Raw genomic sequence first — 21,155 nt, 5'->3', positions numbered from 1 at the left:
TCATAGAGTTACGGCGGCCATAGCGGAGGGGAAACGCCCGGTCCCATTCCGAACCCGGAAGCTAAGCCCTCCAGCGCCGATGGTACTGCACTCGACAGGGTGTGGGAGAGTAGGACACCGCCGAACATCCGTTACCGAAAGGGGACCCAACACACTGGGTCCCCTTTCGTGTTTTGCATGAAAGGAATGGCTGTGTCGGAAAGCAGTGGTGATCGTCGGAACTTCCGCGGAGACGGCCCCCACCGTTCCGAAGGACAACGCGACGGTCGACCGTCGGATCGACGCGGTGATCGGGACGATCGCCGTCAGTCTCCCCCGAGTGGACAGGATCGCGCCGGCCGCCCGGGTCGGGGTTCAGGTCAGTGGCGCGATCGCGACGATCGCCGTAACGACGGGTCCGACGATCGCCGTGGAAGCCAGGGTCGCGACGAGCGCGGTGGATACCGGGGTCGCGACGACCGACGCGACGACCGCGGCGAGCGCCGGTCCGATGACCGGCGCTCCTTCCAGGGACGCGGCGACGATCGTCGATCCGGTGGCGGTCCACGTCGTCGTGGTGGGGAAGGTGGCTTCGGGCCGGCACGCGGTCGCGAGGCAGTCGGTCCGCAGCGTCGTGACGCGCGTCCCGACGAGCCGGACATCCCGGACGAGGTGGAAGCGTCGGAGCTCGATCCGGCCGTGCGCCGCGATCTGCTGAGTCTCGACAAGAACAACGCGAACGCCGTCGCCCGTCACCTCGTGATGGCTAGTCGGTTGATCGAAGACGACCCACGTCTCGCGCTTGCTCACGCCCGCGCCGCACGTCAGCGCGCCGGCCGAATCGCCGTCGTCCGTGAGACCGCAGGTATCACCGCCTACCACGCGGGCGAGTGGGCCGAGGCGTTGTCCGAGCTGCGGGCTGCCCGGCGCATGTCGGGTGGGCCGGGCTTCCTCGCCGTCATGGCAGATTGCGAGCGGGGCCTCGGTCGTCCCGAGCGGGCGATCGAACTCGGCCGAAGTGACGAAGCGCGTGCGCTCACGGGCGAGGATGCCAGCGAGCTTCGCATGGTCGTCGCGGGCGCGCGCATGGACCTCGGTCAGTACGACCAGGCCGTCGTGACGCTGCAGACCGCCGATCTCGACGCGTCGCGTTCCGGGTCGGCTGCGGCTCGATTGTTCTACGCGTATGCGGACGCGCTCGTCGCCGCCGGACGAATCCCCGACGGTCTCAAGTGGTTCCTGAACGCGGCTGCGGCCGACCTCGACGGTGAAACCGATGCAGAGGAGCGTGTGGCCGAACTGACCGGAGAAGGTCAGTGACGTCTGCGGAGGGTGCGACGAATCGCCCGTCGCTTCGCGCCGGTCATGATGTCCTCCTGCTCGACCTCGACGGCACGGTCTACCAGGGCCGCGAGGTGATCCCCGGTGCCCGGGAGGCGCTCGAAGCGGGCAACGAGCGGCAGCTCTACGTGACGAACAACGCCAGCCGAAGCCCTGCCGACGTGGCGGAACACCTGCGCGAGCTCGGCTTCGACGCTGCCGACGACGACGTTGTGACCAGCTCACAATCCGCTGCGCGGCTGCTGGCGGAGCATCTGGATACGGGTTCGGCGGTGTTGGTCGTCGGTACCGAGGCACTGTGCGACGAGGTCGAGAAGGTCGGGCTGCGCGTGGTTCGACGGTTCGTCGACGCCCCCGTCGCGGTGGTGCAGGGGCATTCCCCGACGACCGACTGGGCGATTCTCGCGGAGGCGACTCTCGCGATCCGGGCCGGCGCGCTGTGGATCGCGGCCAACGTCGACTCCACGCTGCCCACCGAGCGCGGGCTCGTCCTGGGCAACGGCTCGATGGTCGCGGCTCTGCGTACCGCGACCGGTCGGGAGCCGGTCGTGGCCGGGAAGCCGGCGGCGCCGCTCATGCACGACGCGCTCGACAGGGCCCGTGCAAGCCGGCCGCTGGTCGTCGGTGACCGACTCGACACGGACATCGCGGGGGCGAATGCCGTCGACGTCGAGTCGTTGCTCGTACTCACCGGCGTGAGCACCACCGCGGACCTCCTGCGTGCCGACGTCGAGCACCGACCGACGTACGTTGCTGCGTCGTTGGAGGCGCTGAACCGGCCGGCGGAGGAGTCGGCGGTAACGGCGCATCCTGGCTGGCAGGCGAACTTCGAGGCAGGGGACGTCGTCGTGCGGAGTGTCGATACGGGCGACGGCGGGGCTGGGCATACGACCGCCGGCGCCTTCCTCACCGTGCTCGCCGCGGCGTGGGCCCATCCGGAGTTCGTTCGAATCAGGGCTGCCGACGCCGAGGCACGCGCCGCGGTCTCCGCCCTGCTCGGCGGATTGTGACGGCTTGTCGGCCGGGATCGCAGGTGGTCCGTTGTCGGGCCGATGGGCTAGGTTTGCATCGATGAGCACGCCAGTACCACTTCCAGGCCAGCACCTCCCGGGTACGGGCAGCGGTGTCGACCCGGCGGGTATCCACTCGCAGGTAGACGAGTTGCTCGCGCGGTTGGACGGTACCGCTGCCGATACGGACACTGAGACCAGACTTTCCCGGCAGGCACAGATTCTCGAACGGGCTCACGATGTACTCGTCGAGTCCCTGGCAGCAGTGGACAAGGTCTGAGGTGGCACGTCGAGCAAGGGTCGATGCGGAGCTGGTGCGACGCGGTCTCGCGCGCTCCCGCGAGCAAGCGGTGGAGTTGATCGCCGCGGGCCGCGTCCTCATCTCTGGAACTGTCGCGACCAAGCCGGCCACGGCGATCGAAGCGGGTACGCCGCTCCTCGTGACCGAGGTGGCCGAGGAGGTGTCCTGGGCGTCGCGCGGTGCCCACAAGCTGATCGGGGCGCTCGAGGCGTTCATGCCACACGGACTCGCGGTCGAGGGGCGTCGATGCCTCGACGCCGGCGCGTCTACCGGCGGGTTCACCGATGTGCTGCTGCACAACGGTGCTCGTGAGGTCGTGGCGGTGGATGTGGGTTACGGCCAGCTCGTGTGGAAGCTCCAGACCGACGACCGCGTGCACGTCCACGATCGCACCAACGTCCGGTCCATCGATGCCGAGACGATCGGAGGTCCGGTCGATCTCGTCGTCTCCGATCTCTCTTTCATCTCCCTCAAACTGGTCCTCCCGGCCCTCGTCGCGTGTGTGAACGAGGGCGCGGATCTCGTCCCGATGGTGAAGCCGCAGTTCGAGGTGGGCAAGGATCGGGTCGGAGCCGGCGGCGTGGTGCGCGATCCCGAACTGCGAGTCGGTGCGGTCCTCGAGGTCGCGGAAGCTGCGGCTGCGCTCGGGCTGCAGACCCTCGGCGCGGTGGCGAGTCCGCTGCCCGGGCCGTCGGGCAACGTCGAGTACTTCCTGTGGCTCCGGAAGGGCGACCCGACCCCGGACGCCGACTTGCCGGAAGGTGAGGGCGGCGAGATTCGGGACGTCGAGGCGCTGGTTCGTCGCGCAGTCGAGGAAGGTCCGCAGTGACGCACGGGGTCTCGCGCGGCGAGGCGGGCCGCCAGATACTGCTGGTGGCGCACTCCGGGCGACCCGACATCACCGACACCGCCCGCAGGGTTGCGGCAATCTGCGCGCACGCGGGGATCGCGCTGCGCCTGCTGGACAACGAGGTCGACCTCTCCTGGGTGGAGAACGGCGTCGACGATCCGGACGTTCCTGTCGTCACCGTCGTGCCGGAGGGGCCGGGTGCCGCCGCGGATTGCGAGATGGTCATCGTCCTCGGTGGCGACGGCAGCTTCCTGCGTGCCGCCGAACTCGCTCAGTCGGCGGATGTGCCCGTGCTCGGTATCAATCTCGGCCGGATCGGGTTCCTCGCCGAGGCGGAAGCCGAGCACCTCGAGGCGGCGATGGCTCAGGTGGTCCGCCGCGAGTATCGGATCGAGCATCGGATGACGCTCGACGTCCTGGTCCGGATCGAGGACAGGATCGTCCAGCGCGGCTGGGCCTTGAACGAGGCAAGCATCGAGAACCGTTCGCGTCTGGGCGTTCTCGAAGTCGTACTGGAGGTCGACGGCCGTCCGGTCTCGGCATTCGGGTGCGACGGGGTGCTGATCGCTACACCCACCGGGTCCACCGCCTACGCGTTCTCGGCCGGCGGACCCATCGTGTGGCCCGAACTCGAAGCGCTGCTGGTGATCCCGAGCAATGCGCACGCACTGTTCGCGCGTCCCCTCGTCACGAGTCCGGAGTCGATCGTCGCGGTCGAGACGGTCGCCGACAGCCACGACGGCTTGGTCTTCTGCGACGGACGCCGAACCCTGGAACTTCCGGCGGGCGCACGTGTCGAGGTGGTGCGGGGCAAGGACCCCATTCGCTGGGTGCGACTCGATTCGGCGCCGTTCGCAGACCGGATGGTGCGCAAGTTCGAACTACCGGTCACCGGGTGGCGAGGGAGGAAACGGTAGCTGTGCTCTCGGAGATTCGGATCGACAACCTCGGGGCCATCTCCTCGGCCTCGGCCCAGTTCCACGAAGGGCTGACCGTGCTCACCGGGGAGACCGGTGCCGGCAAGACGATGGTGGTCACGAGCCTCCATCTGCTCAGCGGTGCCCGCGCCGATGCCGGTCGGGTACGCGTCGGAGCGGCCCGAGCGGTGGTCGAGGGTCGCTTCAGTGTCGACGGCAGCTCTCAGCAGATCGACCGTGAAGTGACCCGACTGCTCGAATCGTGCGGCGCCGAACGGGACGAGGACGGCAGCATCATCGCGGTCCGCACCGTCGGCGGCGACGGGCGTTCGCGGGCGCATCTCGGTGGCCGCAGCATTCCCGCCGGCGTGCTGTCCGAGTTCACGGACCCGCTGCTCACCGTGCACGGTCAGAACGACCAGTTGCGCCTGCTGCGGCCGGATCAGCAACTTGCAGCGCTCGATCGGTTCGCGGACAAGACTGTGGGCCCTCTGCTCGCCCGCTACGGCAAGCTGCGCTCGGAGTGGGTGGAGGCACGCAACGAACTGCTCGAACGAACCAGCCGCACACGCGAACTCGCGCAGGAGGCCGATCGGCTGACGTTTGCGCTCGAAGAGATCGACCGCATCGCGCCCACTCCGGGCGAGGATCGGGAGATCGTCGACGAGGTCCGCCGTCTCGGCGACCTCGACTCGCTGCGCTCGGCAGCCGAGGGCGCGCAGGCCGCGCTCGCCGGAGTCGAGGACGTCATGGACGGTGGCACCGGCGCGCTCGACCTGCTCGGTGAGGCACGGTCGCGGATCGAGGCGTCCGATGATCCCGCACTGGCGGGACTCGGGCCACGACTGGGCGAGGCGATGGCTGTCGTCGCCGATGTCGCGGGCGAGCTGTCCGGCTATCTCTCGGGTCTGCCGAGCGACCCCGGGGCTCTCGATACGTTGCTGACCCGTCAGGCGGAACTCAAGACACTCACCCGGAAGTACGCAGCCGACATCGACGGCGTGCTCGAATGGGCCGAGACGGCGCGCGATCGGCTCGCCCGCATCGATGTGTCTGCCGATGCGCTGGCGGAACTGTCCGGGCGGGTCGAGAAGACCGCCGCCGCCACCGCGGAGGCGGCCGTCAAACTCACCGCCGCCCGGACGAAGGCCGCCGTGAAGCTCGCGAAGGCCGTCAGCAACGAACTGGCGGGACTGGCGATGGGGCGGGCCGCGCTCGAGGTGTCGGTGCGTGCCCGGGAGGCCGGACCGGCGGATTCCGCCCCGCTGCTGGTCGACGGCCGGGAACTGCATGCCGGAGTGTCCGGCGTCGACGAGGTGGAGTTCCGGCTCGCGGCGCACAGCGGGGCGCAGTCGCTACCGATCAGCAAGAGCGCGTCCGGCGGCGAGCTGTCCCGGGTGATGTTGGCGCTCGAGGTGGTACTCGCCGGTTCGGACCGCGGCGCGACGATGGTGTTCGACGAGGTCGACGCCGGCGTCGGCGGGCGCGCTGCGGTGGAGATCGGGCGTCGGCTCGCCCGTCTCGCGAGGACCCACCAGGTGATCGTCGTGACCCATCTTCCACAGGTCGCGGCTTTCGCCGACACACACCTCGTGGTCGACAAGACCGACGACGTCCGGAGCGGAGTCGACAGCGGAGTGCGCACCCTCACCGAGGACGAGCGTGTCGTGGAACTGGCGCGCATGTTGGCGGGCCTCGACGACACCGAGACCGGACGCGCCCACGCCGAGGAACTGCTGACGATCGCCGGGCAGGAGCGCAGCGCCGCGTTCGCCTGAGTCGAAACAGACTTTTCAGTTGGCATTGTGTGACTGGTGTGGTATTTGATACGGCGCGCCTCCCGTGTGATCGCCGAGTGACGGGTGATGATCGACGGCATGAAGATGCCGGCGCTGCTCTCCCGTAAGACCGAAACGCTGCCCGGAATCAGTGGCATTGCCCGCGTCGACCGCGACACCGGCAAGCTGCTGCGCCGCGTCGGGCACGGCGACATCGTCGTGTTGGACGAGATCGACCTCGATCGCGTCACCGCGGACGCGCTGGTGGGGGCCGGCGTCCTGGCTGTCGTCAACGCCTCGATGTCGATTTCCGGGCGCTACCCGAATCTGGGCCCGGAGGTCCTCGTCGCGAACGGCATCACGCTGATCGACGCGCCGGGCACCGACCTGATGAAGGTCGTCAAGGACGGCTCCAAGATCCGACTGCACGAGGGCGCCGTCTACGCCGGCGAGCGCCTGCTGGTCCAGGGCGAGGAACAGGTCGAGGCCGAGATCTCCGATCGGATGATCGAAGCGAAGACCGGTCTCGTCGATCACCTGGAAGCGTTCTCCGGCAACACGATCGAGTTCATCCGCTCCGAGAGCCCCTTGCTGATTGACGGGGTCGGCGTGCCGGACATCGATGTGGATCTGAAGGATCGGCACGTGGTGGTGGTCGCAGACGGCCCCGACCACCTCGCCGACCTCAAGAGTCTCAAGCCGTTCATCAAGGAGTACTCGCCGATCCTCATCGGCGTCGGAGCAGGAGCCGACTCGTTGGCCAAGGCCGGCTACCGTCCCGATCTGATCGTCGGCGACCCCGACGGCATCACCGCCGAAACGCTCAAGTGCGGCGCGGAGGTGGTGCTACCCGCCGACCCGGACGGCCACGCGCAGGGACTCTCGCGCATCCAGGACCTCGGCATCGGCGCGATGACGTTTCCGGCCTCCGCGTCGCCGTCGGATCTGGCGCTGCTACTCGCCGATCATCACGGTGCGTCCCTCATCGTCACGGTCGGCACCACGGTGTCCCTCGACGAGTTCTTCGACCGCGGTCGCCGGGACACCAACCCGGCCGCGTTCATGACGCGGCTGAAGGTGGGGCCGAAACTCGTCGACGCCAAGGCGGTTTCGACGCTGTACAGCAGCCGGGTGTCGGGCGCGGCAGTAGCGCTGCTGGTTCTCGCGGCGCTCACCGCCGTGATCGTCGCTCTGGTGGTGTCCAACATCGGCGGTGACGCGATGGACTGGGCGATCGACACGTGGAACAGCTTCGCGCTGTGGGTTCAGGGGCTCTTCAAGTGATTTCGATGCGTCAACATGCCATCTCGATAGCGGCGATCTTCCTGGCACTGGCCATCGGTGTGGTGCTGGGTTCGGGTTTGCTCTCGAACGGGATGCTCTCGGGCCTGCGCGACGACAAGGCCGATCTGCAGAGCCGGATCGAGGACCTCAACACGACCAACAACCAGTTGAACGAACAACTGACCGCCGCGGACGGATTCGACTCAGTGGTGTCCGACCGCATCGTGCGGGACACCCTCGCGCAACGGTCCGTCGTCGTCGTGACCACGCCCGATGCCGATCCGGGTGAGGCCGAGGGAATCAACCGGTTGATCGGCCAGGCCGGCGGGAATGTGACCGGCCGCGTCGCCCTCACGAAGTCGTTCGTGGATTCGGTGAACGGCGACCAGCTGCGCACTACTGTGACGAACGTCATCCCCGCCGGGATCCAGCTGCGAACCGGCGCCGTCGACCAGGGCAGCCTCGCCGGTGACCTGCTGGGATCGGTGCTGCTGCTCGATCCGCAGACCGCGCAGCCACAGACCACCCCCGAAGAACGGGCCCTCGCCCTCGATGCGCTGCGGGGCGGAGGCTTCGTCGACTTCGACGGCAACGTCGCGCCCGCCCAGTTCGCAATCGTCCTCACCGGCGACGGTGACCCCGAGAACACCAGTGGCAATCGTGGCGCCGTGATCGCGCGCTTCGCGGCGGCGATGGACGGCCGCGGCGCCGGTGCGGTGCTCGTCGGGCCGCCGGCGGCAGCGGAGGGCAGTGGCCCGATCGCCGTCGCGCGTGCCGACGCAGGGGTCTCGGCGACCCTCTCGACGGTCGACAACGTCGATCGGGAATCGGGCCGGATCACCACGGTGCTCGCACTGCAGGAGCAGCTCGGCGGCGGCGCCGGTCGCTACGGAACCGGGCCGGGAGCGACCTCGGTGACGGTCGGGGCGCCGGCGCAGTAGCGGCTGCGATCGGGCGACTGTGACGCCTGTCGCTCCGCAACACGTACGCCGCGCGCGGCGACTGCGCGAGAAGGTGTTACCGTGAAGTCCCGTGGGTCGGCAGGCCCCCAGCAGCTTCAACTCAGACCAAGTCCTGCACAGTCGTCACGGGAGCCCCTTTGCCACAGTCACGCATCCAGTCGCGTAGCGCCACCAAGCACATCTTCGTGAGCGGGGGTGTCGCCTCCTCCCTCGGTAAGGGATTGACCGCTTCCAGCCTCGGTGAGCTGCTCACCGCGCGCGGGCTGCGCGTGACCATGCAAAAGCTCGACCCTTACCTCAACGTCGACCCCGGAACGATGAACCCGTTCCAGCACGGTGAGGTCTTCGTCACCGAGGACGGCGCCGAGACCGACCTCGACGTCGGGCACTACGAGCGCTTCCTCGACCGCGACCTCAACGCCTTCGCGAACGTCACCACCGGCCAGGTGTACTCGGCGGTCATCGCCAAGGAGCGCCGCGGCGAGTACCTGGGCGACACCGTCCAGGTGATCCCGCACATCACCGACGAGATCAAGAGCCGCATCCTCGCCATGGCGGGTGCCGACGCCCAGGGCCATGTGCCGGACGTCGTGATCACCGAGATCGGTGGCACCGTCGGCGACATCGAGTCGCAGCCCTTCCTCGAGGCCGCGCGCCAGGTCCGCCACGACGTGGGCCGCGAGAACGTCTTCTTCCTGCACGTGTCGCTCGTTCCGTACCTCGGCCCGTCCGGCGAGCTCAAGACCAAGCCGACGCAGCACTCGGTCGCGGCCCTGCGCAACATCGGTATCCAGCCCGACGCGCTGATCCTGCGCTGCGACCGCGACGTGCCGCAGGCACTCAAGTCGAAGATCGCGCTGATGTGCGACGTCGACGTCGACGCGTGCATCTCCACACCCGACGCGCCGTCGATCTACGACATCCCCAAGGTGCTGCACCGCGAGGGCCTCGACGCGTACGTCGTCCGCCAGCTCGGTCTGCCGTTCCGCGACGTGGACTGGACCGTGTGGGGTGACCTGCTCGATCGTGTCCACAACCCGCGCGAGACCGTCAAGGTCGCCCTGGTCGGCAAGTACGTGGACCTGCCGGACGCCTACCTGTCGGTGACCGAGGCGCTGCGGGCCGGTGGCTTCGCGCACCGTTCGAAGGTCGAGATCTCGTGGGTGCCGTCCGACGAGTGCGAGACCGAGGAAGGTGCCCGGGCCGCGATCGGCGGAGTCGACGCCGTCCTGATCCCGGGCGGGTTCGGTATCCGTGGCATCGAGGGCAAGCTCGGCGCGATCCGTTTCGCCCGCACCCACAAGATCCCGCTGCTCGGCCTGTGCCTGGGCCTGCAGGCCGTGGTCATCGAGGCGGCCCGCTCGGTGGGTCTCGAGGACGCGAACTCGGAGGAGTTCGATCCCGACACCAAGCATCCCGTCATCTCGACGATGGCCGATCAGGAACAGATCGTCGCCGGTGAGGCCGATCTGGGTGGCACGATGCGTCTCGGCGCGTACCCGGCCGTGCTGGAGAAGGGCTCCGTCGTCGCCGCGGCGTACGGCAGCGAGAACGTCTCCGAGCGCCACCGTCACCGCTACGAGGTCAACAACGCGTACCGGAGCCGGATCGCCAAGAGCGGCCTCGTGTTCTCGGGCACCTCGCCCGACGGTCACCTCGTCGAGTTCGTCGAGCTGCCCGCGGACAAGCACCCGTTCTTCGTTGCCACGCAGGCACATCCGGAGCTCAAGAGCCGTCCGACCCGCCCGCACCCGCTGTTCTCGGCGTTCATCGGCGCGGCTCTCGACTACAAGGCTGCCGAGCAGCTTCCCGTCGAGGTCACCGACGTCAGCGCATCGTCGCCGGCGGACGCTGCCGAGGCGGCTACCGCGGACAGCGTCGGATAACCCCCCATGAGCCTGCCGGGGGAACACGAGTTCGACACCGTCGCCTCACGCGACGTGTACAGCGGGGCGATCGTGGCCCTGCGGGTGGACCGGGTTGCCATGCCCGGCGGGCGGGAAGCCGATCGTGAGGTCGTCGAGCACCACGGGGCTGTTGCCGTGGCGGTGCTCGACGACCTCGATCGGCTGGTGCTGATCCGGCAGTACCGGCATCCGCTGGGCCGGCGACTGTGGGAGTTGCCGGCCGGGTTGCTCGACGAGCCCGGGGAAGCGCCGCTCGACGCGGCCCGCAGGGAGCTGGCCGAGGAGACGGGCCTCGCTGCCGACGACTGGTCGATCCTCGTCGATGTGGCGCTCTCACCCGGATTCACGGACGAGAGTGTTCGCGTGTTCCTGGCGACCGGCCTGCACGACGTCGAACGGCCGGACGCCCACGACGAGGAAGCCGACCTCGAGATAGCAAGGGTGCCGCTCGACGATGCCGTGTCCATGGCGCTGCGGGGCGAGATCGTGAACGCGACCGCGGTGTCGGGAATTCTCGCGCTCGCCGCGGCACGCGCACGGGGGGAGGATCTGCGGTCTGCCGATGCGGCATGGGTGGACCGGCCGGACGCCTTCGCCCGCCGCAAGCACGGTCGGGCCGGGCACGGATCCGCATGACGGAGCTGGGCGGTCTGATCGACTCGTATCTGGACCACCTGGCCGTCGAGCGGGGTGCCGCACGCAACACCCTCACGTCGTACCGCCGCGACCTGGATCGCTACGCACGGTTCCTCGAAGCGCGGGGAACGGATGACATCCGGTCGGTCACCGAGACGGACGTCAGCGAGTTCGTCGTCGCTCTGCGCAAGGGCGATCCGGCGGAGGGAGTGGTCGCACTGGCGCCCAGTTCGGCGGCACGGGCGCTCATCGCGGTCCGCGGACTGCACCGGTTCGCGGCGGCAGAAGGCGTGACCAGCGGGGACGTCGCGCGGGCGGTGAAACCCCCGACCCCGGGACGCCGGCTGCCCAAGTCGCTCCCGCTCGACGACGTCCTCGCGATCCTCGAAGCGTCCGGCGGCGACGGTTCCGCGGACAACCCGCGCACGCTGCGTGACCGGGCGCTGCTCGAACTGCTCTACTCGACCGGCGCCCGCATCTCGGAAGCCGTCGGTCTCGATGTCGACGACCTGGACACACAGTCGCGTTCGGTGCTGCTGCGCGGCAAAGGCGGCAAGGAGCGCGTGGTCCCGGTGGGACGGCCCGCGATCACCGCGATCGACAACTATCTGGTCCGCGGGCGGCCGGCGTTGTCGGTGCGGGGTGGTCCGGCGCTGTTCCTCAACGTCCGTGGCGGGCGGCTGTCCCGGCAGAGCGCGTGGCAGGTCCTGCACACCGCGGCCGAGAAGGCCGGCATCGCGGTCGCGGTGTCGCCGCACACGCTGCGCCACTCGTTCGCGACACACCTGCTCGACGGCGGCGCTGACGTGCGTGTCGTGCAGGAACTCCTCGGCCACGCCTCGGTGACGACGACGCAGATCTACACCCTGGTCACGGTGGGTGCGCTCCGCGAGGTGTGGGCGCAGGCGCATCCCAGAGCGCGCTGACGCAGTTGCGTGTTGGGCGTCGTTCGAGATCACGAAGCGGTAGCGTTACGGCATCAGTCAGCGACAGGATGGGACCTACAGGACAGGGGAGCATCGGACCGTGGTGACACCGCAGCCGCCGGAGGCGGAGCCAGCGCACCCGCATTCCAGGGGCGCGCTGTCGTACGCAGAGAATGTCGAACCGGTACCGGACGCGCCGCTCGGCCCCACCGGGCGTCCGTTGCGGGAGATACCCGAGCCGGGACCGGTCACCGCGCACGGGCCCGCTCGGATCATCGCGATGTGCAACCAGAAGGGCGGCGTCGGCAAGACCACGTCGACGATCAACCTGGGCGCCTCGCTGGCACAGTACGGTCGGCGAGTGTTGCTCGTCGACCTGGATCCGCAGGGCGCGCTGTCCGCAGGCCTCGGCGTCGCGCACCACGATCTGGAGCTGACGGTCCACAACCTGCTGGTGGAGCGCACGTCGATCGACGACGTGCTGATGCGCACCCGGATCGACGGACTGGACCTGCTGCCCAGCAACATCGACCTGTCGGCAGCCGAGATCCAGTTGGTCACCGAAGTCGGTCGTGAGCAGACACTCGGCCGCGTGCTCCATCCGGTTCTGGACCGCTACGACTACGTGCTGATCGACTGCCAGCCGTCGCTCGGTCTGCTCACCGTCAACGCGCTCGCGTGCGCCGACAGTGTGATCATCCCGATGGAGTGCGAGTACTTCTCGCTGCGCGGTCTCGCGCTGCTCAACGACACCGTCGACAAGGTCCGTGACCGGCTCAATCCGCGCCTGTCGCTCGAGGGCATCGTCGTCACGATGTTCGACGCCCGCACGCTGCACGCCCGCGAGGTGATGTCGCGCGTCGTCGAGGTGTTCGGTGACCTCGTCTACGACACCGTGATCAACCGCACCGTGCGCTTCCCGGAAACCAGCGTGGCCGGAGAGCCCATCGTCACGTGGGCCCCCAAGTCCGGCGGCGCCGAGGCCTACCGGGCACTGGCCCGTGAGGTCATCCATCGCAGCGGCCGGTAGTGGTCGTGGCCACCGACGTCGTCACGGAGGCTCCCGCCGAAGACGGACCCTTGGGGTTCCGGCTGCGGCTGCGCAACTTCGAAGGGCCCTTCGATCTACTGCTGACGCTGATCAGCCAGCACCAACTCGACGTCACGGAGGTGGCGCTCGCGGAGGTCACCGACGAGTTCATCTCGTACACACGCAGTCTCGGCAGCGAACTGGAGCTGGACCAGACGACGGAGTTCCTGGTGGTCGCCGCGACGCTGCTCGACCTGAAGGCCGCGCGTCTGCTGCCCGCCGGTGAGGTGGACGACGACGAGGACCTGGCGCTCCTCGAGGCGCGAGATCTGCTGTTCGCCCGGCTTCTGCAGTACCGCGCGTACAAGCAGGTGGCGCAACTGTTCGGTGAACTCGAGTCGGCCGCGCTGCGCCGCTACCCGAGGTCGGTGTCGGTGGAGGAGCGCTACGTCGGTCTGCTCCCCGAGGTGCTTCTCGGGGTCGACCCCCTCCAATTCGCGGAGATCGCGGCCACCGCGTTCCGTCCACGCCCGGTTCCGACGGTGGGCCTCGACCATCTGCACGCACCGACAGTGTCGGTTCCGGAGCAGGCCGCCCGGGTCCTGGAACTGCTGCGGGAACGCGGCGCCGGCGTGTGGACACCGTTCGGGGCGCTGATCGCGGAGTGCGACGTCCAGGTACAGATCGTCGCCCGGTTCCTGGCGCTGCTCGAGCTGTACCGAGAGCAAGCGGTGCTGTTCGAGCAGCCCGAACCGCTGGGTGAGCTGATGGTGAGCTGGACCGGTGAGGACCGGACGGCTCCCGCGACCGAGGAGGACTACGGATGACGTCCGTCGGCAGCGACGACGTGGGAACGGACGACGCGCGATCGTTCGAGGACGAGTTCACGGAGCTGCCCGACTCCGAACTCGCCGCGGCACTCGAATCGATGCTCCTCGTGGTCGACACCCCGGCCTCGTCGGCGATGCTCGCCGACGTCGTCGGTGTTCCCGAGGCACGGGTCGAGACGATGCTGCGGACGATGGCGGCGGACTTCACCGAGCGGGGCAGTGGCATCGACCTGCGCTACGCGGGTGACGGGTGGCGCTTCTACACCCGTACCGAGTACGCGCCGTACGTCGAGCGACTGCTACTCGACGGCGCCCGCTCCAAGCTCACCCGGGCGGCCCTCGAGACCCTGGCCGTCATCGCCTACCGGCAGCCGCTGACCCGCGCGCGGATCAGCGCGGTGCGTGGCGTCAACGTGGACGGCGTGATCCGCTCGCTGTTGGCGCGCGGTCTGATCACGGAGGCGGGTGTGGACACGGACTCCGGAGCGACCACCTACGCGACGACGGAACTGTTCCTCGAGCGCCTCGGGCTGGCGTCTTTGGCGGATCTGCCACCGCTCGCGCCGCTGCTTCCGGACGTCGATGTGATCGATGACATCACCGAGAGTCTGGAAGCCGATCCACGATTTGCGAGAATGGACAGGTCTACGTCGTCATCGGGGTCGACGGCGACCGCGCCGGACCCCGGGATCGACATCGAAAACTGACAGGGATCAAAAGTGAACAAGCCCGCTCGCCGTGATGGCACACCGGACCGTAAGAAGAGGCAGCCCGCCAAGGGCGCCGCCCGATCCACCGCTGCGAACAAGCAGCAGACGAACAAGCGGGGCAAGCCGAAGTCGGCCAAGCCCCAGCGCGCCCAGGCGCAGTCGCACACTCCCACGATCAGCAACGCGAAGCCCGCGAAGCACCAGTACGCCGACGTCGACCGCGAGCGTGCGCCGATGAAGGGCGACGGTGTGCGCTTGCAGAAGGTGCTCGCGCAGGCCGGCGTCGCCTCCCGGCGCGCCGCGGAGGAACTCATCGACCAGGGCCGGGTCGAGGTCGACGGTCGCATCGTCCTCGAACAGGGCCTGCGCGTCGATCCCGAGAACGCCATCGTCCGCGTCGACGGCATCCGCGTCGTCGTGAAGAAGGACCTCGTCCACATCGCGCTGAACAAGCCGCGTGGCTGGCAGTCGACGATGTCCGACGACCTCGGCCGTCCCTGCATCGGTGACATCGTCTCCGAGCGCGTCTCGGCCGGTCAGCGCCTGTTCCACGTCGGCCGTCTCGACGCCGACACCGAAGGCCTGATCCTGCTCACCAACGACGGGGACCTCGCGCACCGGCTGATGCACCCGTCGTACGAGGTGCCGAAGACCTACCTGGCCACCGTCCAGGGCGTCGTCGACCGCAACGTCGGAAAGACCCTCAAGGCCGGCGTCGAACTCGACGACGGGCCCGCGAAGGTCGACGCGTTCACGCTCCTCGACGTCAACGGTGGCAAGTCGCTGGTCCGCGTCGTGCTGCACGAGGGCCGCAAGCACATCGTGCGCCGCCTCCTCGAAGCCGTCGGGCACCCGGTGGTGCGGTTGGTCCGCACCGACATCGGCAATGTCGCGCTCGGCGACGGTCGTCCCGGCACCCTGCGGGTTCTCGGTCGCGGCGAGGTCGGCGGCCTGTACGGGGCGGTGGGTCTGTGACGGACGGGACCGCGCTGGTCGTCGCGATCGACGGCCCGTCCGGCACCGGCAAGTCCAGTGTGTCGCGCAGGGTCGCGATCGCCCTCGGCGCGCGCTACCTCGACACCGGGGCGATGTACCGCATCGCGACGCTGCACGTACTGCGTCACGGCGTCGACCTCGGTGACCCGGCCGCGATCGCGAAGGCCACGGCGTCGCTGCCGCTGTCGATCGGCACCGATCCCGAGGCTGACGGTGTGCAACTGGCCGGCGAGGACGTCACCGCCGAGATTCGGAGCGCGGCCGTCACTCAGGCCGTGTCCGCGGTGTCCGCGGTACCCGAGGTCCGGACGTTCCTGGTGGATCTGCAGCGCCGCATCGTGGCGCAGGCGGGGCGGATCGTCGTCGAAGGCCGCGACATCGGCACGGTGGTCCTGCCGGACGCGGACGTGAAGATCTTCCTGACGGCCTCCGCGGAGGCGCGGGCGACGCGGCGCAACGCCCAGAACATCGCCGAGGGGCGCGGTGACGACTTCGCCGCCGTCCTCGCCGACGTGCAGCGTCGCGACCACCTCGATTCCACCCGCGCGGTATCTCCGTTGCGCCCGGCGGAGGATTCGGTGACGGTGGACACCAGCGAACTGGGCATCGAAGACGTGATCGGCAGGTTGCTGCTGGTGGTAGGCGACAGAACTGGAGCAGTGCAGTGACCGACGATTATTCAGCAGATTCGGCGACCGAGTACGCCGGCGACGGAATCTGGAGCGAGGAATCCGACTGGGACCTCGCCGACTTCCTCGACGGCGAGGACGGCGAGGAGCACGTCGCCGTACCGACACTCGCAGTGGTCGGACGGCCGAACGTGGGCAAGTCCACGCTCGTCAACCGCATCATCGGCCGTCGTGAGGCCGTCGTCGAGGACATCCCCGGCGTCACGCGTGACCGCGTCTCGTACGACGCCAACTGGGCCGGACGCCGATTCATGGTGCAGGACACCGGTGGCTGGGAGCCCGACGCGAAGGGGCTGCAGCAGTCGGTCGCCCGTCAGGCCGAGTTGGCCATGAACACCGCCGACGCGATCCTGCTCGTGGTCGACGCCGTCGTCGGCGCGACCGCGACGGACGAGGCCGCGGTGCGCGTGCTGCGCCGGTCCAAGACCCCGGTCATCCTCGTCGCGAACAAGGTCGACGACGCCCGCACCGAGGCCGAGGCCGCTGCACTGTGGTCGCTCGGTCTGGGCGAACCGCACATGGTGAGCGCCACGCACGGCCGCGGCACCGGCGATCTGCTCGACGAGGTTCTGCGGGTGCTGCCGGAGACTCCGCGCGAGGGCACCGGCGGCGGCGGGCCGCGGCGTGTCGCGCTCGTCGGCAAACCGAACGTCGGCAAGTCGAGCCTGCTCAACAAGCTGTCCGGTGACGAGCGTTCGGTGGTGCACGACGTCGCCGGCACCACCGTCGACCCCGTCGACTCGCTCGTCGAGCTGGGTGGCAAGGTGTGGAAGTTCGTCGACACCGCCGGCCTGCGCAAGAAGGTCAGCCACGCCAGTGGCCACGAGTTCTACGCGTCACTGCGCACCAAGTCGGCGATCGAGGCCGCCGAGGTCGCGATCCTGCTGATCGACGCGTCGAAGCCGATCACCGAGCAGGACCTGCGCGTCCTGAGCATGGTGGCGGACACGGGCCGGGCACTGGTGCTCGCCTTCAACAAGTGGGACCTGGTCGACGAGGACCGGCGTCTGATGCTCGAGAAGGAGATCGATCGCGAACTGGTCCGCGTGCCGTGGGCGCAGCGGGTCAACATCTCCGCGCACACCGGCCGGGCCGTCCAGAAGCTCGTCCCCGCGCTCGACACGGCGTTGGAGTCGTGGGACAAGCGCATTCCGACCGGACGCCTCAACAACTGGCTCAAGGAGGTCGTGGCGGCCACGCCGCCGCCGATGCGTGGCGGACGCCTGCCGCGGATCATGTTCGCGACGCAGGCGGGCACCCGCCCGCCGACCTTCGTGCTGTTCACCACGGGCTTCCTCGAGGCCGGCTACCGCCGCTTCCTGGAGCGTCGCCTGCGGGAGGAGTTCGGCTTCGACGGCAGTCCCGTCCGCATCTCCGTGCGGGTCCGGGAGAAGCGGGACCGCGGCAACAAGAGGCGCTGATCGTCCAACGTCGCACGGGTTTCGGTGGCCAACCGGCACCGGACTCGTGCGGCGGGGGCAGCGGAAGCCCGAAAGTTGCCTCTGACCTGGCGATTCGCTTTCCGGAGCGACACTGTTGTAATCTTCTGAGGCGCCCGAACGAGGGCGTGGACGGGCTGTGGCGCAGCTTGGTAGCGCACTTGACTGGGGGTCAAGTGGTCGCAGGTTCAAATCCTGTCAGCCCGACCGAAAAAGTCCCAGGTGATCATTCACCTGGGACTTTTGTCGTTCCGACGGCGGCTCCCGGGTCGGCCCGCGGACGTCGACGTCAGCGGTGGTCCGAACGGCTGCTCACGTCCGTGATCGCGTCGGTCCACGTGCGGTGGGCGTCGATCAGTTCACGGGTTCCGCCGGAGACCTTCCAGACACCCCAGTGCCCGACATGGGCACCGGCGTCGAGCTTGCGAATCGCCCACGGCGCCGAGATCCGGGTACGGCGGACGGGGAGGCCGAGGATGCGTCGCATCTCCTCGTACGGGATCGCGTCGGTCATCGGGATGTCACGCGAACTCGGGGCAGTAGGAGACCGTCGCTGCTCCCAGGACGTTCGTGATCTCGGGCGTCGTGTAGCGGCCGTCGCCCACGTAGTCGGTGGTGACGGCGGCCTTGCTGCGGCCCCGGTAGAGCGAGTTGCACATCGACAGCCCGAGACGGATCTGGTCGCTCTCCGACTTCTCCATCAACGTGAACTCGGTGATGTACGACAGGAACAGCAGATCCTCGGTGCTCAGTTCCGTGGTCGGTTCGAGGACGCGTGCCGAATCCGCTTCGGGCGCGGGGACGCGCGCGGTGGTGCCCTGCTCGGTCGCCGGTGTGACGGCCGGGGTGGTCTGGATGCGCGGCAGGGCGTCGACGGGGGTCGTCACCGCGGCCGGTGCCGGGGCCGCACGCGAGATGACGACCGGCTCTCCGTCGGTCGGGGTGCCGCTGCACCCCGTGAGAATCAAAGCAGAGGTGGAGAGGGCGGAGAAGAGGCCGAGCCGAGCCGAGCGAATCACGATGCGCGATCTTTCCTTACCTGTCCGACAGGCGCGCTGCCGGGGGCGGCATCGAATGAACCGTCAGTTCAGTCGGGCATCGGGCCGGGTGACGGGCATGACGATCTCGGTGCGTGGATCGGGCACGTTCGGGCCGTCGAGGTAGCACTCCCACGCCTCCCCGACGGTGAGGTAACCGTGTTCGGCGATCCATGACGTCAACGCGATGTACGCGGGTTCGACCGTGTCGTAGCCGCCCACATGGACGGTGGTGACGACCGGTCCCGCAGGCAGCGCGGTCGGCTCCACCTCTCCGTCCGGAGCGATCTCGCGGTCGAGCGGGAAGCCCGCCTCGACGTTCCACACGCCGCCCGGAAGCGGGCGGTACCGAGCGAACGGCGGACCCGCGAGCGCTGTCCCGGAACGCTCCGCGGCCGCGACGACCTCACGGAACGCTGCCCCGATGAAGTCGGCGATCCGGTCGACGGTGACGTCGCCTGCCACGACTCCCGCAGGCTGCTCGTCGCGGTCCTGAAACCGGATGTCGTAGCTCACGATTCGTCTCCCGCGGGAAAGCCCTCGAAGCCTGCCGCACACCGGGCATCGGATCGGGTGGCGCGGCGGCGGCACTCGGGGCCGCGGAGGCCGCACCGGAACCGGTGGGAGAGAAAGCGCGACGACATGTTCATCCGAACCCCAATCGCAGGCACTCACGATATCGGGGGACCTGGCTGCATGGGGCATGATCGATCGAACAGCGGTGCGGGGTGCGGGAGGTGGACATGGCGGAGGCGAAGCGGCTGTCGAAGAACGAGATCCGGGCGAGGCTCGACGACTTCGACGCGATGACGGTACCGCTGGGGGAGCGGCGTGCCGCAGCCGTCGTGATCGCCGTGATGCAGGGCGAGGACGGCATTCCGGTCTTTCCTCTGACGTTGCGGCCCGCGAAGATGCGGGCGCACGCGGGCCAGTTCGCACTGCCCGGCGGGCGCCTCGACGCCGGTGAGACCGCGCAGGATGCCGCGCTGCGCGAGCTGGCCGAGGAACTCGGCGTCGACGTCGATCCCGAGAACGTGCTCGGCCGTCTCGACGACTACGTGACGCGGTCCGGCTACGTCATGACCCCGTTCGTGGTGTGGTCGGACCGGTCCGTCGACTCGGTGGTGCCCAGTCCGGCCGAGGTGGCCCACGTGTTCGCGGTTCCGCTGGACGAACTCGACGTGCCGACACAGCTGACCGACATACCGGGATCGGGCGAGCCGGTGGCGTGCTGGCCGTTCCGAGGCGAGCACATCCATGCGCCCACCGGGGCCGTGATCCACCAGTTCTGCGAGGTCGTGCTGCACGGCAGGCACACCCGGGTGTCCGCGTTCGCGCAGCCCAGCTTCGCGTGGCGCTGAAATCGGCCTGAACGACAGCCGTCCGGACTAGCGTCAGCGCGGTGACCCTCCTGCGATCGGCGTTGCGCGCACTCGACCGCACCGGGATCGAGCCGGTGGCCTGGCAGCCGCCCGCCGCGCCCGCGCTCACCGGCGTGCTCGCGCCAGGTCGCCAGCTCGACGCGACCGAACAATGGAAGCTCCCTACGGGCCGAGGACCCGAGGACGTCGCCGTCGACGGTGAGGGACGCGTGATCACCGGGGGCGAGGACGGACGGCTGTGGCGTTTCGACGCCGACGGCAGACCCACCGAACTCGCCCACACCGGAGGCCGGCCACTCGGCGTCGAGGTGCTGGGCGACGGCCGATACCTGGTCTGCGACAGCGAACGGGGACTGCTGCGCGTCGACGAGACCGGACGCGTGGAGTTGCTCGCGGACACCGCTCTCGGTACTCCGCTGCTCGCATGCAACAACTCGGCCGTCGCGCGGGACGGTGTCGTGTACTTCACCGACTCGTCGTCGAGGTTCACCGTGCCGAACCACCGCCTGGATCTGCTCGAGCATTCGGGTACCGGCAGACTGCTCCGCTTCGATCCGGGCACCGGTGAGATCGACTTGCTCGCGAGTGGGCTGCAGTTCGCGAACGGGGTGGGGCTCGCGCGTGACGAGTCGTTCGTGGTGGTCGCCGAGACCGGGTCCTACCGGATCCAGCGGGTCGAGCTGACCGGTCCGCGCACGGGCGCGGTGTCGGTCTGGGCGGACAACCTGCCGGGTATTCCCGACAATGTCGCGTCGCAGACCGCCGACGGCATCTTCTGGGTGGCGCTGTACAGCCCGCGAATGCCACTGCTCGACCGAGTGGCCCCGCACCCGACCCTGCGCGTCGTGACAGCGAACCTGCCGGCGTTCGTCCAACCGGACCCGGAACACCGCGCGTGGGTCCTCGGCCTCGATGCGGCCGGGCGCATCGTCCACAGCCTGCAGGGCGGGAAGGGCAGCTACTCGCCGGTCACGGGCGTCCGCGAAACCCCCGAATGGCTGTACCTCGGCAGCCTCACCGCCGGAGCGATCGCCCGCGTGCCCCGCAACACGCTCGGCATCTGAGCGCCGCGGCCCTGCCCGGTCGGTCGCTGAAATGCGACACCGCATGTGGAAGGGTGGCGTACCGACACAGCACGGGAGCCGAGAGGA

21 protein-coding genes, 1 tRNA gene and 1 rRNA gene are annotated in these 21,155 nt (G+C 69.0%); 20 read left to right on the top strand and 3 right to left on the bottom strand.

The window, feature by feature from the left end:
• Nucleotides 1–9: 9 nt before the first annotated feature.
• The 18 genes from rrf to PSS76_RS19110 all read left to right on the top strand — a co-directional run bounded on the left by rrf (nucleotide 10) and on the right by PSS76_RS19110 (nucleotide 17,792).
• A 5S ribosomal RNA gene (gene rrf, locus PSS76_RS19195) occupies nucleotides 10–126 on the top strand.
• A gap of 60 nt (nucleotides 127–186) precedes the next feature.
• A complete protein-coding gene (locus PSS76_RS19190) occupies nucleotides 187–1,299 on the top strand; it encodes a tetratricopeptide repeat protein (protein ID WP_084870523.1) in 1,113 nt (370 codons plus the stop codon).
• A complete protein-coding gene (locus PSS76_RS19185) occupies nucleotides 1,296–2,330 on the top strand; it encodes an HAD-IIA family hydrolase (RefSeq protein ID WP_084870524.1) in 1,035 nt (344 codons plus the stop codon). Before PSS76_RS19190 ends, PSS76_RS19185 begins: the two co-directional genes overlap by 4 nt.
• Before the next feature lie 281 nt (nucleotides 2,331–2,611).
• Entirely contained in the window at nucleotides 2,612–3,460 is an 849-nt protein-coding gene (locus PSS76_RS19180) for a TlyA family RNA methyltransferase (protein WP_005512968.1), read from the top strand.
• Nucleotides 3,457–4,398, top strand: a complete 942-nt coding sequence (locus tag PSS76_RS19175; protein ID WP_005512969.1) for an NAD kinase — start codon at nucleotides 3,457–3,459, stop codon at nucleotides 4,396–4,398. The genes PSS76_RS19180 and PSS76_RS19175 overlap by 4 nt, the downstream gene beginning before the upstream one ends.
• A gap of 2 nt (nucleotides 4,399–4,400) precedes the next feature.
• Nucleotides 4,401–6,176, top strand: coding sequence for a DNA repair protein RecN (recN, locus tag PSS76_RS19170; protein ID WP_084870525.1), 1,776 nt, complete (start codon nucleotides 4,401–4,403; stop codon nucleotides 6,174–6,176).
• A 99-nt stretch (nucleotides 6,177–6,275) separates the two neighbouring features.
• Complete coding sequence (gene steA, locus PSS76_RS19165; RefSeq protein ID WP_013416129.1) at nucleotides 6,276–7,460, top strand: putative cytokinetic ring protein SteA; 1,185 nt, start codon at nucleotides 6,276–6,278, stop codon at nucleotides 7,458–7,460.
• A complete protein-coding gene (locus tag PSS76_RS19160; protein WP_081121631.1) occupies nucleotides 7,457–8,401 on the top strand; it encodes a copper transporter in 945 nt (314 codons plus the stop codon). Before steA ends, PSS76_RS19160 begins: the two co-directional genes overlap by 4 nt.
• A 158-nt stretch (nucleotides 8,402–8,559) precedes the next feature.
• On the top strand, nucleotides 8,560–10,308 hold the full coding sequence (gene pyrG / locus PSS76_RS19155; RefSeq protein WP_005512974.1) for a CTP synthase: 1,749 nt from the start codon (nucleotides 8,560–8,562) through the stop codon (nucleotides 10,306–10,308).
• Between the two features lie 6 nt (nucleotides 10,309–10,314).
• Nucleotides 10,315–10,965: an NUDIX domain-containing protein gene (locus PSS76_RS19150; RefSeq protein WP_013416127.1), complete on the top strand. Its 651-nt coding sequence runs from the start codon at nucleotides 10,315–10,317 to the stop codon at nucleotides 10,963–10,965.
• The gene (xerD, locus tag PSS76_RS19145) at nucleotides 10,962–11,891 is read left to right on the top strand and encodes a site-specific tyrosine recombinase XerD (protein WP_013416126.1); all 930 of its coding nucleotides are present in this window, start codon (nucleotides 10,962–10,964) and stop codon (nucleotides 11,889–11,891) included. The genes PSS76_RS19150 and xerD overlap by 4 nt, the downstream gene beginning before the upstream one ends.
• Before the next feature lie 157 nt (nucleotides 11,892–12,048).
• Nucleotides 12,049–12,921 (top strand): ParA family protein, encoded by an 873-nt coding sequence (locus PSS76_RS19140; protein ID WP_237169334.1) that lies wholly within the window; start codon nucleotides 12,049–12,051, stop codon nucleotides 12,919–12,921.
• Nucleotides 12,921–13,748, top strand: coding sequence for a segregation and condensation protein A (locus tag PSS76_RS19135; RefSeq protein WP_069854815.1), 828 nt, complete (start codon nucleotides 12,921–12,923; stop codon nucleotides 13,746–13,748). The genes PSS76_RS19140 and PSS76_RS19135 overlap by 1 nt, the downstream gene beginning before the upstream one ends.
• Nucleotides 13,745–14,458 (top strand): SMC-Scp complex subunit ScpB, encoded by a 714-nt coding sequence (gene scpB / locus PSS76_RS19130; RefSeq protein WP_022596125.1) that lies wholly within the window; start codon nucleotides 13,745–13,747, stop codon nucleotides 14,456–14,458. The genes PSS76_RS19135 and scpB overlap by 4 nt, the downstream gene beginning before the upstream one ends.
• 12 nt (nucleotides 14,459–14,470) lie before the next feature.
• Nucleotides 14,471–15,436, top strand: coding sequence for a pseudouridine synthase (locus PSS76_RS19125; RefSeq protein WP_005512980.1), 966 nt, complete (start codon nucleotides 14,471–14,473; stop codon nucleotides 15,434–15,436).
• A complete protein-coding gene (gene cmk / locus PSS76_RS19120; protein WP_337456540.1) occupies nucleotides 15,433–16,125 on the top strand; it encodes a (d)CMP kinase in 693 nt (230 codons plus the stop codon). The genes PSS76_RS19125 and cmk overlap by 4 nt, the downstream gene beginning before the upstream one ends.
• Complete coding sequence (gene der, locus PSS76_RS19115) at nucleotides 16,122–17,567, top strand: ribosome biogenesis GTPase Der (protein ID WP_064076719.1); 1,446 nt, start codon at nucleotides 16,122–16,124, stop codon at nucleotides 17,565–17,567. Before cmk ends, der begins: the two co-directional genes overlap by 4 nt.
• A 151-nt stretch (nucleotides 17,568–17,718) precedes the next feature.
• Nucleotides 17,719–17,792 (top strand) — tRNA-Pro (locus PSS76_RS19110).
• 82 nt (nucleotides 17,793–17,874) lie between these two features.
• Here PSS76_RS19110 and PSS76_RS19105 read toward each other — a convergent pair.
• From PSS76_RS19105 to PSS76_RS19095, 3 genes are all read right to left on the bottom strand, one after another.
• Nucleotides 17,875–18,099, bottom strand: a complete 225-nt coding sequence (locus tag PSS76_RS19105; protein WP_041674262.1) for a hypothetical protein — start codon at nucleotides 18,097–18,099, stop codon at nucleotides 17,875–17,877.
• A gap of 7 nt (nucleotides 18,100–18,106) precedes the next feature.
• Nucleotides 18,107–18,604 (bottom strand): DUF732 domain-containing protein, encoded by a 498-nt coding sequence (locus PSS76_RS19100; RefSeq protein ID WP_064058869.1) that lies wholly within the window; start codon nucleotides 18,602–18,604, stop codon nucleotides 18,107–18,109.
• Between the two features lie 63 nt (nucleotides 18,605–18,667).
• Nucleotides 18,668–19,138 carry a GyrI-like domain-containing protein gene (locus tag PSS76_RS19095; protein WP_064058868.1) on the bottom strand — a complete coding sequence of 157 codons (471 nt, stop codon included), beginning with the start codon at nucleotides 19,136–19,138 and terminating at the stop codon, nucleotides 18,668–18,670.
• A 227-nt stretch (nucleotides 19,139–19,365) separates the two neighbouring features.
• On the opposite strand from PSS76_RS19095, the gene PSS76_RS19090 reads away from it, so the two are divergent.
• Nucleotides 19,366–19,983, top strand: coding sequence for an NUDIX hydrolase (locus PSS76_RS19090; RefSeq protein WP_037085220.1), 618 nt, complete (start codon nucleotides 19,366–19,368; stop codon nucleotides 19,981–19,983).
• Between the two features lie 41 nt (nucleotides 19,984–20,024).
• On the top strand, nucleotides 20,025–21,068 hold the full coding sequence (locus PSS76_RS19085; RefSeq protein WP_337456539.1) for an SMP-30/gluconolactonase/LRE family protein: 1,044 nt from the start codon (nucleotides 20,025–20,027) through the stop codon (nucleotides 21,066–21,068).
• Nucleotides 21,069–21,155 lie beyond the last annotated feature (87 nt).

Source organism: Prescottella sp. D32 (assembly GCF_037287305.1).
GTDB classification, from domain to species: domain Bacteria; phylum Actinomycetota; class Actinomycetes; order Mycobacteriales; family Mycobacteriaceae; genus Prescottella; species Prescottella equi.
Note: the sequence above shows the minus strand (reverse complement) of the source record. Positions and strands in the feature narration are given on the sequence as shown.

Bases quoted from the DNA above. Each gene is read 5' to 3' on its own strand.
- xerD (WP_013416126.1), top strand. From the start codon at position 10,962: ATGACGGAGCTGGGCGGTCTGATCGACTCGTATCTGGACCACCTGGCC.
- PSS76_RS19090 (WP_037085220.1), top strand. From the start codon at position 19,366: ATGGCGGAGGCGAAGCGGCTGTCGAAGAACGAGATCCGGGCGAGGCTC.
- PSS76_RS19190 (WP_084870523.1), top strand. From the start codon at position 187: ATGGCTGTGTCGGAAAGCAGTGGTGATCGTCGGAACTTCCGCGGAGAC.
- PSS76_RS19105 (WP_041674262.1), bottom strand. From the start codon at position 18,099: ATGACCGACGCGATCCCGTACGAGGAGATGCGACGCATCCTCGGCCTC.
- scpB (WP_022596125.1), top strand. From the start codon at position 13,745: ATGACGTCCGTCGGCAGCGACGACGTGGGAACGGACGACGCGCGATCG.
- PSS76_RS19150 (WP_013416127.1), top strand. From the start codon at position 10,315: ATGAGCCTGCCGGGGGAACACGAGTTCGACACCGTCGCCTCACGCGAC.
- steA (WP_013416129.1), top strand. From the start codon at position 6,276: ATGAAGATGCCGGCGCTGCTCTCCCGTAAGACCGAAACGCTGCCCGGA.